This window comes from Chitinophaga sancti (assembly GCF_034087045.1).
GTDB lineage: Bacteria > Bacteroidota > Bacteroidia > Chitinophagales > Chitinophagaceae > Chitinophaga > Chitinophaga sancti_B.
The window spans coordinates 4862249-4877467 of the sequence record NZ_CP139247.1; the positions used below are offsets into that span (position 1 = coordinate 4862249).

A 15219-nucleotide genomic window follows, 5' to 3' on the forward strand; every position below is an offset into this window, starting at 1 on the left:
CAATTATTGAGAGAATGGCTTTATATACCCAAACTTCTGTATCAATAGGAGATGAACAATTCAGGCAATTTCATTCCCTTCACCTGAAACAGTCCATGACAGGGCATCACGCACTGGAAATCAAAATTGGCTACGACTGGCTACTAAAATTAGGCAAAGATCCTGTCTCGTCCGGACAATCCTTTTTAGGTAAAGAAGTACGCATGACTGTCGAAAGCATGGAAGCAACCGGCAATGGTACTCCCTTGTCTTTTAATGGTATCGTCACCGCTGTCACTTTTGGTAAGGAAAGCAACGCGATCAACGGTCATTGCACCGTATACGCATCCAGTCCTACCATACTGCTCGATGGCAATCCTCATATGCAGTCCTTCGAAACACAGAACCTCGCCAATATCGTCAACACCGTATTGAAGACCAGCAGCGCCTTTCCCGGCTCTCCTGAAGTCAACCCGACGCATACGACCCAGCTCAAATATATTGTGCAGTATAAAGAAACCGGTTACCAGTTCCTCACCCGCTTATCACAGCGCTATGGCGAATGGTTTTTTTATAATGGACAACGCATCATATTCGGGAAAAATACCCCGCAAAAAGTAACCCTGTATCACCAGGTAAATCTCGTTGATTTCACCATCTCACTCAGAACCGTGCCAAATAATCAGGCCCTGAAAGCACAGGAATACCGCAACTATTCCGACGTGGATTTCAACACCAATTCCATTTCCGCTGGTAACGTAGATAACTACACGCAAAATGCAAAAAGCGTGAGCGATAAACTCTACAACCGCGCTTTTACTTACAAGGTACCTCACGCTTTCAGCAGCAACGCAAAAGAAGAACTGGAAAATACCGGTAAGCGTCAGCAACAGGCGCAAAAGGCCCAAATGGTGCGCATCAATGGCCGTAGTAAAAGCACTGCCTTAAGACTTGGTGATACCATCAGCATCCAGGAAAATATCTTCTCTACCGCCGATCATGGTGAATTCCTGATCACTTCATTAGAACATTTCTGTGATGGCAACGGAGAATACTATAACCTCTTCGAAGGCATCCCTGCCGCCAGTGCCGCCCCTCCCATGGACATCGAAAACATTCCTTACTGCGAAGCACAAAGTGCCACCGTCGTGGAAAACTTCGACCCCAAAGGCCTGGGCCGTGTACGCGTACGCTTCAACTGGCAAAATGGTATGACCCCCTGGATCCGCCTCATTCAGCCACACGGCGGCGGTGACAAAGGCTTCTATTTCCTGCCGGAAACAGGCGAAGAAGTATGGGTGGATTTCGAAGGTGGTAACCCCGAAGCTCCCTACGTAACCGGTACCCTCTATAACGGTGGCGGCAAAGCTGATTATGGGGATGCTGACAATAATTTGAAAGCCATCAGAACCCGCAGCGGTCACACCATCCGCCTCGATGATACCGCCGGCCAGGAATTCATCACCATCAACGACAAAGGTGGCAACACCATCGTGATGGATACCAACGGCCAGAACATCTCTATCTCAGCCTTACAAAATATCAAAATACAGGCCCGGAACATCAACATCATCGCTGTAGAAAGCGTGGACGTGACTGCCGGTACCTACCTGACCAACAGCGCAGGATACGACCTGACCGCCAGCGCAGGCATGAACATCATGCACAACGCCGGCGATAGTATGACCCAATACTCTGTTAATGACTATAAACTGAGCGCAACCAACATTACAAAGATCGCCTCAGAAAATATGGACGTGCAGGCAAAAAGCATTGAGAAAACCGCAGAACAGGTAAAAGTGGACAGCTCTAAAGAAGAGATGACCATCAACTCTGGTAAGTCAGTCGCAATCAAAAGCGCAGAGAAATCCAAACTATTCTAAAGACCCCTCATCTTTAATTGAAAAACCATGGGAGATAACAGTACGGGAAGCCTCGTCATTGTCGCCAAAAACTATACTGAAAATGGTGAAAAAGTCCGCTGGAACAGTGCAGGTGAAACTGCCCTGCAATCCGGCAAACGGATCAACATTCACGGTAAACAGGACGGCGTTTCCTTTCACAAAAATGACCCTGTTCAACTAAACGCCGGCACGACCATCAAAGTACTGAAAGTAGAAGGTCCCAAAAGCGTTGTCAATGGGAATACCTACGAATTCAAAGCCACCTCTTTTAGTGAACAGGTTCCTGACAACCAGCTACGGCTGGTAAGCTGGGCTTTTTCATTCGATGGCGGCAAAACCATTACCCCTTTCAAAACCGGTACTACCCGGGCAGAAAAAGGTATCGCCTATAAATCTATCACTGTAGACGGTAATACTGTCGATAAGGAAGTAAGTGTCTATGCCTTTTTCCGCAAACCGGATGCAAAGGTGGTCGCCACTACCAAAATCATCTACCTGCCACTGGTGGTAGATGTATACCGCACCCCCGGCCTGAATGAAGACGGTACTGATATCGCCAACGATATGGCCTTCGGAAAAGGAATAGCTAAACGCCCGGTATATACGAAAGGAGAAGTAGATGCCTACAAAAACTCCTATGTGAACGATGGCTTTGACCCACAAAAGGACGCGAAGTTCGCCAACGCCGCCAGCGGCAGCACATACAGCGCCATCTACAATCAACAGCAGATCCTCGATACCGGTTACCTGATGAAGTTGTCCAACGCTTCCAGTAACGACGATGATTTGTTCCTCGACTTCAGAATTATGGTGGAAACCATGGCCAGGGGTGATCTGAACGACAATATCAAGGCCATGATCAATAAGTTCCAGAAGAATGAAGGAGGTGTATACGAAAATGCCAAACTCACCGCTGCTGCTCAGGCCAATCCTTCTACCCAACGCTTTTGTACAGGTATAGAAGATGAAATGGCTGAGCGCATCAAAAAGGCCGGCGGGGAACTGATCACCATGGAAGATAAGAAAGTGTATACAGGTGCTGAAAGCGGCTATAAAACCTCCCATCCATACGGTCACCCATCGTACCCTTACAGCAGGGACTACAACCTGGTAAAAGGCCTGACCATTGCAGTCAATGACGTGTGGAGTTACAAAGTGACCTTATTGAGCTTCAAACAAACCGGCGATACTTACAAAGCCCGCTACGAAGTGCAGCTTTGGGACCACTTTGGTCTCGATCTTCCTGATATGGAAAAGTTCTACTCCTGGGGCGCCGGCTTCCGGGCATGGTTCCTGTTACAACACCTCAGGGGTTACAAACCATTCTTAACAAAAATGCAATTCACCAAAGAATTTTCCGGCAATATAAACGAGGGTGCGCAGGAAAGGAAAAATAAGCGATAATGAAGTATACTTTCTTACCACTACTAAGTGCTGTACTATTTGCCTGTACATCGACATCTACAGGCGTTCATGTGATATACCTGGACAAGCTGGATCATAAAGCAGAAGTGGAAGTGAACGGGCAGTATGGCCCCGGTTATTACCGCTACGCACTCATTGAGAATGCGCCCAATTCTACAGACAGCCTCAAACAAATTATTCTTACATATTGTGATAGTGCAGTGAACAAAACCGATGTGGAAGCACATTACATCCGTTATTTCATACAGTTCTACCGTTTGTCTAAGAACACGAAAAGCTATATGAAAGGCAAAGAAGACTACTGGGATAATCACAACGATATCAACCAGGAGTTGGAAGACTACAAGGGAGAATACCGTTTTGAACGCTGTGGTACAGATTCCCTTCATGGGGTGTGGACGATGGAAGTGAACGGTAAAACCGATACGCTGGAAAATAAATGTACACAGTAATGGGCATCTTTAACTTATTTGGCAAGAGATCGCCCCGTGTGGAAATCCTGACCCCGGTAGAGTATACCGTAAAAATACAATACCCTTCTGTACTTACATTCACCATGACCGTAAGCCGTATGAAGGTGGAAGATGATCCCGGTATTTTCTTTCAATTTGAGAGGGGAGAAGTGACTGTAAATGGAGAAGCTTCTTCCGATTACCTCGCTGCAGACCTGGCTGCACAATGCGGTCAGGTACTCTATCCATTACAGGTGGGTGTAGCCTCCGACGGTAGTATCACCCGGGTTTTTAACCATGCTGAAATAAAGAAGAAATGGCAAGAAAAGGAACCATATTTACTGGATTACTTTACCGGCCCTGAAGCGATCGAATATATCATAGCCACAGGCTGCGCCCTGCGGGATGAAGGCGCAGTACTGCACGCGATGCAACAGGACCTATTCCTCACCTGCTGGTGTAACGTGGCCATGGGTGGCAAACGAACTTCCTACCAGCTAGTGCCCTTTAAAGAACCGGTGCCCTATGAACACGACATCCGGTTTACCATCAATAAACTGACTAAAATGATAGATACCATCCATGCTGCATGGACCTTTGAGCAGGATGGGACCCCTCGCCGTACCCAACTCACGGCTGTTTGTAATCCAATTAAAGCAACTGTAGTATGAGTGAAAAACACTTTGTAGTACAGGGAGCTACCTGCAAATGCGATTATGGTGCTTCCCCCGACAAGTTGAAAATATCTTCCAATGATCGTGACTATATCAACGACGGCAGCGGAGATGCTAAACCTATTGCCAGTACGAAAGATATTGGCCAGCCACTGGAAGCAAAGACTTTCGGTCGCTGTAACAAGGTGAACAGTGCCTGCAATGTAAACATCACAAAATGGGATAGTTTCTATAATAAGATCACCCTCACCAATGGTGGTAAGATCCTCACGGAAGATAGCAAGGCTACCTGCGCCGTGAGTGGCAATCCCTGCATCACCATCATCAACCACGGTCAGGTGGCACAGGTTACCAGTGCCCACTTCGATAATGTGGAAGTCTCTACCATGGCCGCCCTGAACCCCATGGCAGCACCGCCTGACAATAAATTGCAGATCCCTAAGGTTAAATCTATCGAAGGGAAAGTGGCTGCTGCCGGAACAGCTGTGCAGAGCGGGAAGAAAGTACCGGAACTGGTAACCCGTGTAGACGAAGACGTCACTTTCAAGGTAAAGGAATATTTCAATCCCGGTAATGCGGACAAGGCGAAGGTGAGCTGGAAAGTGTTCAAAGGATTCGGCTTTTCTGAGACAGGTACTCTCGTTTTTGAAACCATCGGCCCCGATTTTAAAATGAACTTTGATGCCGTAGGTAGTTACAGGGTAATGGCCTATGGCGCCGATGCCAAAGGCGATCCGACCTGCTCCATCGACGTTACAGTTGCTGTAAACAAGCTGAAAAATGAATTCAGCATGGATGGATTACTGGGCCATTTTGTCAAAGACCAGTACCGTGTACGAAGAGGGATGAATGTAACCGTCAGTGCTGTCTACGAAATAGATCCACCTACTGCCGAAGAAAAGCAACTGGTATCTATGCAGGTCACCGATATGGCAGGGAATGTCATTGCCTCTGGTGCAGACAAGGTCACGTTCAAGGTTGATAACTCTGCCGCTACCTATATCGTCACCGCAAAGATGGGCGAGCAGGTAGTAACAAAGGAAATGAAATCTGAAGCGAACGGGGTTGTAGCCGTTACCAACAATCAGAATACAACCGTGATCAGGCCACGTACCACCATGACCTTCCAGGTGAGTAAGATGACCTACACCACGCAGCCCGAAGATTTTGAAGTCGGCCAGATTAAGTGGCAGCTGAACGGACGGGATGTAGGTACAGGCAAGTCCATCACCCTTGATGGTAATCAGTATTTTACCAACCCTGGTAATTACGTGGTTGAAGCCTACGTGTCTGTCGCAGATGCCTGGAATGCGAAGAAGAATGCACCCGCTGCCAGCGATCAGGCAGACGATTGGCGGTTCGAAGTTGCACTGAATACCATCACAGACATCAAAGAAGAAAACAATACGAAGAACTGGATAGTCGGTAAGAAATACAATGTAGTCGCTACTACCAGGATGCCTTATGATGCATCGAAAGATGGACCATTTACCTGGTCGCCGGCATTAGGCAAAGGCGATAAGATTTCGGGTGTATACGCGGCACAAAAAGGTAAATCATCTGTGACGGCTACATTGGGTGCATCCACAAAGACACTGGAAGTAAATGCAGATTTTGCAAAAATAGACGCCTGGTATTTTGGTGATAAAGAAGGAAACTACAAAGCAAAGGCTGGTTGGAATGAGGCACTCAAAATGATCATTAAGAGTGCAAATGCGGCCAATGAGGAGGTTGAATTACACATCCTGGAAGCAAATAAGCATTCAGCACCCAATTACATTGCCGGGCCTAAAAAAGGCAGATTTGATGCTAATGGAGTACTGAGTATCGATGTCAATACTAATGACCTGAAGAGCAAGCTGAGTGAGTTATGGTTTGAAGGCGATGAGTACGATGTGTTTTTCGTGATGCTGCCTACCCAATCAGGACTACAGTTTGACGGTGTGAAGAAGGTGACCTGCAACGGGAAGGAATATATTTTCCCTGCCAAAGAAAGTAACATGCGGGGAAGTGAAACGGGTAAGTATGTCTACATCAGCAAGCGCCCCGAAGTCGTGGATGTGAAGTACTTTGAATCCGGTGGCAACCTGGCTTACAGGGTCTATCAATACGGTGAGAAAATTGATATTAAGATACAGACACGTAACCTCGCTGGCAAGGAACTGACCATCGAATTCTGGGACAACCGGTATAAATTGCCCGATGAGAAAATGAAGGTTGAAAAGAAGATAAAACCGGATAATACTGAACTTGTCACATTACAGCTGGATACCAATGAACTGAAGCATGCCAGCAAAGCAAGGAATGACGGGTATAGTGCATTCTACCTGGTTATTAAATCAGCTGAGGCTAAGACCTTCATGTATCCCAAAGAAGTGACGGACGATGGACAGCATTTTCCCAACCAGGTCTATTTCTTCCAGCACCTGAAAATGTCTGATGCCCATGCCGGTGAATGGAGCCAGCTGGCAGATAAGAATGCACCGGCGGTATTAAAGAACGAACCGGCACAGACTGCACCCACTACTACAGGATGTCCGAATTGTGCAGATAAGGTAACAGCAGATCAGTTGAAGAAGATCTTTCCCCAGGCAAAAGCGGATGACCTCACGGCGATTGCGGCAAACTATACAAAGTACATGAAGGAACTGGGTATGGATACCTGCTGGAATAAAGCCCACTTCTTTGCGCAGGTAAGAGGGGAGTCAGGCCCCGGGCTGGATATTACGGAGGATGAAAACTTCAACTACTGGTATGTACGACTGAGCCGGTTCAAAGCTTTCAGGACTGCAGAAGGAAAGAAAAAGGCAAAAGAACTGGGCCGTCAGACAGAAGAGAATGTAAATGGCCTGGATGAAGAAGGCGAAAAGAAAGTAGCCAATTATGCCTACGGACCAACGACTGATAAAGGGATTGAATTAGGTAATACGGAGGAAGGAGATGGTTGGAAATTTCGGGGTATGGGGCCACTGCAACTGACCGGAAGAGGCAACTATAAAGCAGCAAATATTTATACTAAAAAGGAAGGTGGCGATATCGAAACCACCCCTGAACTGCTCCGGACTGATGCAAAGATCTCCCTGCTGGCCTCTATGGCCTTCTGGAAAATATATAAGATCCCACATGTAGCCAATAAACAAAAGAATGAAGACGTTATCAGTGTGATCGTAGGTGCGGACCAGTCACTGCCGGGTGGTAAAACTGCCTATGGCGTAAAGAAAGAAGCGTTTAAGAATACAGCTGAAGTATTCAAAGTGAATGAATGTAAGTATGGGGAAACGGTGCCGGAAAAAGATTGTAACAGGTATAAGATTGATGTCGATAATTTTACCGTCACTTATGAGTATAAAAACCTGGCTTCGAAACAATACAGGTATGAGGTGATTGTAGATAAAAAGCCGGTGTACACAAAGTACATCAACTCAGAAGAAATGAAGAGTACCTTCAGGGGGAACAAGGTCGATATCCGCTTACTGCCATTCCCAGAAACAGGTCCGAACTGGGGCCGTTTCGGTACAAGAGATAAAGGCGGTGATAACTATGCTTCTCCTGAAATGGCGGCGCATTTACTGGGCTTTTTCTTCTGTCTGCCAGTGAAGGGATATGCCGACACACTTTACTATAACGATATTTCGGCGAATGATGCGCGGAACATCGGGCATAGTTCCCACAGGGTAGGGGTTGACGTAGATATCCGTTATCCGGGTAGTCCCAATACCGCAGGCCAGGTACTGTGGTCGCAGGCAGCGCAGGCATTTCCAACTACTGCAGATTTTGTTGCCAAGCTGGAATTTTTATTAGAACTTGCCACGAAGTGGAATTATATAAATAACTACACGTACAAAGCTGGTATTAAACACTCAAGTGGAGACTATGCAGATGTGCACCAGGACCACTTTCATATAGGATTAAAATTTTCTGAATGAGAAACTTAATTATCATCTTAGGAATAATCGGTTGTATTAGTTGTCAGCAACAGGCGAAGCCCAAAGAGGCCACTGAACAGCAGACTGCAGATACGACAGTTAGTAATGAAAAGGAAGTGATTATGAATAATCCGGAATTAAAAAAGCAGAGCGAGTTACAGAAGAACCTGAACGATGAAGGGGGTGGTACATATCAATATGCTGAAAAAGATATGAATATTGCCCTACCGGTGATTGCAGAGATTCTGAAAACAAAGGGATATGTAACCCCTGCAAAGGATGTGTTTCAAAAGAAACTGCACGAACTCTTTGCAGAAAATTTTAGTGCAGGCGGCAATTGCCGGACTAAGGAACATGAGAAATTCACCATGCTCTATGAAGGTGGATATATAGAGAACCCATTCCCCATGATGACAGATGATGTGGTCGCGTCAAAAGAGTTCAGCTTCATTTCGCATATCCCATTAATTTCATCACTGGGTACATTTGTGGATGATGATCATTTTAAGATCGATACAAAGTATACGCAGAAACTGATTTCAAGAAATAAGTATTTTTTCAATGATAGCAAGGCGGATCTTGCTATACTCCTGAATGAAGATACCTCCTTTTTAAAAGTACTGGTCACTTCTTATGGGTATACAAAAGATCAGAAAATAAATGACCTGGTGATGAATGAATACCTGAGAGCAGATGATGATGGGCTGGCAAAAGTAGCGACTATTATTTTTAGGAAAGATTGTAATAATCAGCTGGTGATCAGGGAGGGATTGTTGAAATGGGTTGCGGATCATACGGATGGGAATGAGCATAGAATGATCAGCGCATTGTACGACTATGTATTCAAACTATATGAGGATAAAAGCGATTTTAACCAGGATGAGAAGCGAAAGATCGCGGCTTATGTAGATAATGTTTTTATTCCTTTAAAGGAAAAGTACGGTAGCAGCGGTGGCTGGCCAGCCACAGAATTGATCTTTAACCTGGAGGCGAGGGATAAGGATATTATAGATTACCTGGCACAGCAAAAGTTTTATAATTTAGCCGCCTTAAAGAATCTGTATGGGGAATAGAATGATCTTATTGCTGCTTTGTTGCTTCCTGGCCGGGAAAATTATGGCCCAGAACTTTGAAGGCGAAATCCGCTACCAAAACAAATTCGACGGCAAAATGATCGCCGGCGAAATGATGGAAAAACTGGTTGGGGACGAGCTGGACTACTTTATCAAAGAAGGGAAATATAAAAATACCAGCAATGGCTCGTTCATGAACTACCAGGTTTACGATGACAAAGCCAACCGGTTATACAACAAATTCCCTAAATCCGACACCCTCTTTTACTACGACGGTGCTGAAAATGCCGACAGCGTAATCCGCATTGAACACCTCAATAACGCCGATACCGTGCTCGGTTACCCTTGTGATGTGGTTATCATTACATCCAAAACCAGCATCTCCCGCTACGCCTATAGCAAAAAATTCCCCATGAACGCTGCCGCTTATAAAAAGCATGCCTACGCCAATTGGAATACATATGCTAATGCCAGCAAAAGCGTACCGCTGAAAATCACGGTCGACAGTAAATACTACAAATTTACCTCAACAGCCACAGCCATTACGCCCAAAAAACTAAACGATCAGATTTTCACCATCGAAGGGCCTACGGCAAAAATGAAATAAACGTACTTTTGCGCTCTATGCGTAATTGGCTTTTATGGGGGGCATTGCTGCTACTGACCAATATTGCGACAGGGCAGCAGGTGGTGCATATCGACAGCTCGTTGAATGAACACATATTTACCTATGCCCAGATCGAATTTCTGAACGACCCGCAAGGCAATCTGGATATCCACGATGTGACTCAGCCTGCCATGCAGGCGCAATTCCGCGCCAGCCTGGAAAGTACGCCCCAGAACCGGCAACTGGGCGCCGTTTGTTGGTATCGTATCTGCATCGGCCATAACCGGGAAGCTGATAAATATTACTTACTCGAATTCTTCGACCAGACCATCGACGATATCACCGCTTACCTGCCTGATACCACCGGGGCTTTTAAAAAAGTACAATTAGGTGCCCAATACCCTTTTTCCCATCGATGGTTCCGGCATAAGAACTTCGAAATCCCCCTGGACAACTTCCGGCAGGACAGCGCCGTTTATTATTTCCGGATCCAATCCTCCCAAACGGCAGATATTATTATTGTACTCCGCTCTATCGACCGGTTTGTTAGTTACGCCCTCTCCGAATACCTCACTTTCGGCATTTTCTATGGCATGATCCTCATTTTCAGCTTTTACAACCTGATCATGTTCATTGCCATGCGCCAGCGCCAATATCTATATTATGTATTATATGTAATGAGCGTAGCCCTGTACGAGCTTTGTACGGATGGTATTGCCTACCAGTGGCTCTGGCCCAACTGGCCCATCTGGAACCAACAGGCGTTCGCCTGGCCATTGCTCACCATGAGCATTTTTGCCCTGCTGTTTACCAGTAGCCTATTACACTTAAAGGTCCGGCAGCCGTTTTTGTACCGCCTTATAAACGTGGTCATTGGGTTGAGGTGCCTCTATTTCCTGGGCTGCCTGTTCATCAATCCTTACTGGTTCAATTATAAATTCATAGAACTAATACCCCTGGCGGTCGCATTCTATACAGGTATCCATGTTTGGTCCAAAGGCTACCGGCCGGCCCGTTTCTTTGTATTGGGATATGCTTTTCTCTTTGTAGGCTTTATGCTCAAGTTCTTCATCATGCTGGGGTACACCTGGCTGAATTTTGGGGCCATTAGCTATTATAGCCTGAGTTGCTGTTTTATATTGGAAATGTTTTTCCTCAGCTTCGCCGTAGGGGATAAAGTTCGCCTGTTAAAACGCAAACGAGACAAAGCCCACCGACAAATGATCCGCCAGATGACGGAAAACGCCCGTTTAAAAGATAACCTGAACAAGGAACTGGAAGCCCAGGTCAAAGCAAGAACCAAAGAGATCTCCGAACAGGCGGCAGAGATCTCCCGCATGAACGCCCTGTTGGAACAACACAACAAACAACTGCAAACTAACGTGGAAGAGGTGAGCCGTGCCCGCGCCCTCTCTACATCCCTTGATTTTGAAGAATTTAGTAAGATCTACCCTGACAAGGATAGCTGCCTCCAATTCCTGGCAGACCTGAAATGGACTGGTCCCTACCATTGCCGCAAGTGCGGGAATGATAATTTCTATCCCGGGCACCAGCCTTTTAGCCGTCGTTGTACCAAATGCAGCTACGAGGAATCCGCTACCGCGTACACCATTTACCAGAATATCCGTATTCCTATTAATAAAGCCTTCTATCTCACCTTTTTAGTTTACAGTAGCAAAGGAAAGATCTCTTCCCATAAACTGTCCGAAATCCTCGAAATCCGCCAAAGTACCTGCTGGTCCTACGCTTCCCGCATCACCAAAATGATGGAAGAAAGAAAAAAAGCCCTCAAAAATGCCAATGGACAGGGGTGGAGTTTACTGGTTTTGGACGATAAGGAAGATGGTTGACCGCATCAACAAATTATTTTTAAATGGTATTAAACCGTATCAGTGGTTTCCCACCAGATATAGGGAAAATTGTCATGTAATGTATCATTATCAAGCCTTTCATAGTGTATTAGCCAACGGTACTGAAGCGTATCAAATATTTTATAACTGATTTAAATTCAGCTATTTATGATAAAATAATTTTGATTGGTACCTATAAATACCCTTAACTTTATCGTCATAAAACGTTATGAAGCCAACAGGTACAGTCGTATCCTTTTCCACAAATTCAAACTGACGTAACACACACATTATGAAAAAATGGGTAACATTCCTGACAACCTTCCTGGTAATGTTATGCTGCCAATTGTTCGCACAGGAAAACAGCAACATCAGGGGACAAATCAAAGACAGTAAAGGAAATGCCTTGCCTGGGGTCACCATCAGGGTCAAGGGCACCACTCAGGGAACCACCAGCCAGGGCGATGGTTCTTACAACCTGTCCGCTCCCGGCACCGCCACGTTAGAAATTTCTTATGTAGGCTATGCTTCCCAGGAGATCGCGGTAAACGGCCGTTCCGCAATTAACATCACCATGACAGATGGTAGAACTGACCTGGGCGAGGTAGTCGTGATCGGCTACGGTACCCAGAAGAAACAGGATGTTACATCTGCTATTACCTCCGTATCCACCAAGGACATCTCCAGCCGCCCGATCGTGAGCGCGGTAGAAGCCATTACCGGCAAAGCTCCGGGCGTACAGGTTTCTGTGCCTTCCGGTCAGCCAGGTGGAGACCTCTCTGTAAGAGTACGTGGTATAGGTAGTCCCAATGGCGGTGAACCCCTCTATGTAGTAGATGGGGTACTGGCCAGCGACATCAAAACCATCGACCCGAACACCATCGAGTCCATCACCGTACTAAAAGACGCTTCCGCTGCCGGTATCTATGGTGCGGCTGGTTCTACTAACGGTGTGGTGATGATCACGACCAAACAGGGTACCAAGGGCACTACGAAAGTGGATGCTAATGTGTACACCGGTATGCAGCAGATCGTAAAGAAATTGCCGGTGCTCAACAACACCCAGTGGGTAGACCTCATGACAGACATTCATGGTACTGCGCCAAGTCTGCCTTCTTATTACAACCTGGACTCTACTAACAACAACTGGCAGGACATCATCTACCGCAAGGCCATGCAAACTGGCGCTAACGTAGGTATGTCCGGCGGTTCTGACAAGGGTACTTACTATTTCAACGTTGGTTACCTGAACCAGGATGGTATCATGGTGGGTTCCAACTTTAACCGTTATTCTGTAAAACTGAGCCTGGATCAGAAACCAAAAGAATGGCTGCGCATAGGCGGTAACGTGAGTTACAACCGCTCTTACCAGCGCTCCACTCCACAAAACGCTTCTACCCAGAACGGTGGTGCGGTGATTGCCGCCCTCGTAACACCTGAATATATTCCTATTAAGATGCCTGCGGGCTCTCCATACCCCGGCGTGTATGGTTACAGCAACTTCTACTCCGGCGATAACCCATTGTCCGATATCTGGCAGTCTGAAAACAAGACCATTGCCAACAACCTGCTGGGCAATGTGTACACCGAAATTACGCTGCCATTCAATATCAAATACCGTAGCCAGTTCAACGCCATTATGGAAAACTCCCGCTACGACTGGTTCCTGAATCCTTACACCAGTCTGTATGGTATCTCCCTCACCGGTGCCGGTCGTGAGAACACGTCCGAAGTGTTCCGCTACAGCTGGGATAATACCCTGACTTATGACAAACATATTGGCAAACACGCCCTGAACGTAGTAGTCGGTACTTCCGCACTGGAAGAAAAGATTGCTACCAGCAGCCAGTATGGAACTGGGTTTGCTTCCGGTACCGTCACTACGCTGAATGGTGCAAGTACAAATTATTCTATCAGCACAGGCAGATACAACTGGACTACGAATTCTTATTTCGGTCGCCTGATGTATTCTTATGCAGATCGCTACCTGTTCACCGCCACACTGCGTGCAGATGGTTCCAGCCGTGTAGGTACCAATAACAGGTGGGGTACATTCCCTGCGGTATCTGTAGGTTGGAAAGTGAGCCAGGAGAAATTTATGGAGAACGTGACCTTCGTACAGAACCTGAAGATCCGTGCTGGTTATGGTTCTACTGGTAACCTGCCTCCATATACCATGCTGTATCCAACATACAGTTTGCTGAGTGCCGGTTCTGCTTATTCCTGGAGCTCCGGTGCGGCTAGTCCGGGTGTAAGCCCCAGCAGCCAGATTGGCAACCCTAACCTGCGTTGGGAAACTGCTAAGCAAACGAACATCGGTTTTGATGCAAGCTTCCTGCAATCAAAGATCACCTTCTCTGCAGATTATTACTACAAGAAAGTGGATGATATGATCTTTACCCAGCAGCTGCCACTCACCACAGGTGGTGCTACCACCGCTGTAAACCTGCCTGGTCACGACATCAATAAAGGGATAGAGCTGAGTGCGAATGCGATCGTCGTTGACAAGAAAGACTGGGGTTGGGATGTGAGCGCGAATATCTCTTTCAACAATAACAAGATCACCGGTATGGATTCTACCACCTCTTACCAGACTGGCGGTGTAAGCGTAGGCGGTAGTAAACAACCTATTTACACAGGTCTGATCAAGAATGGTTATTCCCTCGGTACCTTCTGGGGTTACAAAGCCATGGGCGTAGATCCGCAAACGGGCAACATGGTATACAGTGCCAACATGATGGACCTGGGCAATGCATTGCCAAAGTACACATACGGCATCAATTCTAATTTCCACTATAAGCACTTCTCACTGGATGTATTGTTCGACGGTGTACATGGCAACAAAGTGTACAATGAAACCCGTATGGAAATCGAAAACCTGACCGGCTATACGAACGAAAGCGCTTCCGTACTTCGTCGCTGGAAACAGGCGGGCGATGTAACCGACATTCCTCGTGCAAAAGACAACGGTACCACCAATGCGACAGCGGCCGCATTACTGCAAAGCCAGATTTCCAGCAACTATGTGGAAGACGGTTCCTTCTTCCGCCTGCGTAGCGCTACCCTGGCTTACAATCTGGACGCATCTCTGCTGAAACGTATCGGTGTGGCAGGCGTGCGCATATATGCCACCGCTCAGAACCTGTTCACCATCACCAACTACAAAGGATATTATCCTGAGATCAATGGTTTTGGTACAGGTACCAACAACCAGGCGACCAATGCCGGTTCCAGCGCGAGTCTGATGACACTGGGTGTAGACAATGGTACGTACCCTGCAGCAAAGACCTATACCCTGGGCCTGAATGTACAGTTCTAACCGCTTTAAT

At 46.6% G+C, this 15219-nt stretch carries 9 protein-coding genes; all 9 read left to right on the forward strand.

The annotated features are described in order from the left end of the window. The first annotated feature begins 14 nt into the window (after positions 1–14). The 9 genes from SIO70_RS19905 (at position 15) to SIO70_RS19945 (ending at position 15209) form a co-directional block, all read left to right on the forward strand. Complete coding sequence (locus tag SIO70_RS19905; RefSeq protein ID WP_320573628.1) at positions 15–1862, forward strand: type VI secretion system Vgr family protein; 1848 nt, start codon at positions 15–17, stop codon at positions 1860–1862. 27 nt (positions 1863–1889) lie between these two features. Next, positions 1890–3287 (forward strand): DUF3289 family protein, encoded by a 1398-nt coding sequence (locus tag SIO70_RS19910; protein WP_320573630.1) that lies wholly within the window; start codon positions 1890–1892, stop codon positions 3285–3287. Next, complete coding sequence (locus SIO70_RS19915; protein ID WP_320573632.1) at positions 3287–3760, forward strand: hypothetical protein; 474 nt, start codon at positions 3287–3289, stop codon at positions 3758–3760. The genes SIO70_RS19910 and SIO70_RS19915 overlap by 1 nt, the downstream gene beginning before the upstream one ends. Then, the gene (locus SIO70_RS19920) at positions 3760–4431 is read left to right on the forward strand and encodes a hypothetical protein (protein WP_320573634.1); all 672 of its coding nucleotides are present in this window, start codon (positions 3760–3762) and stop codon (positions 4429–4431) included. Before SIO70_RS19915 ends, SIO70_RS19920 begins: the two co-directional genes overlap by 1 nt. Continuing rightward, the gene (locus SIO70_RS19925) at positions 4428–8360 is read left to right on the forward strand and encodes a PAAR-like protein (RefSeq protein WP_320573636.1); all 3933 of its coding nucleotides are present in this window, start codon (positions 4428–4430) and stop codon (positions 8358–8360) included. The genes SIO70_RS19920 and SIO70_RS19925 overlap by 4 nt, the downstream gene beginning before the upstream one ends. Then, positions 8357–9433, forward strand: a complete 1077-nt coding sequence (locus tag SIO70_RS19930; protein WP_320573637.1) for a hypothetical protein — start codon at positions 8357–8359, stop codon at positions 9431–9433. Before SIO70_RS19925 ends, SIO70_RS19930 begins: the two co-directional genes overlap by 4 nt. Continuing rightward, positions 9423–10040, forward strand: a complete 618-nt coding sequence (locus SIO70_RS19935) for a DUF4412 domain-containing protein (RefSeq protein WP_320573639.1) — start codon at positions 9423–9425, stop codon at positions 10038–10040. The genes SIO70_RS19930 and SIO70_RS19935 overlap by 11 nt, the downstream gene beginning before the upstream one ends. Before the next feature lie 17 nt (positions 10041–10057). Beyond that, positions 10058–11890: a 7TM diverse intracellular signaling domain-containing protein gene (locus tag SIO70_RS19940; RefSeq protein ID WP_320573641.1), complete on the forward strand. Its 1833-nt coding sequence runs from the start codon at positions 10058–10060 to the stop codon at positions 11888–11890. Positions 11891–12182: 292 nt separating this feature from the next. After that, positions 12183–15209: a TonB-dependent receptor gene (locus tag SIO70_RS19945; RefSeq protein WP_320573642.1), complete on the forward strand. Its 3027-nt coding sequence runs from the start codon at positions 12183–12185 to the stop codon at positions 15207–15209. Positions 15210–15219 lie beyond the last annotated feature (10 nt).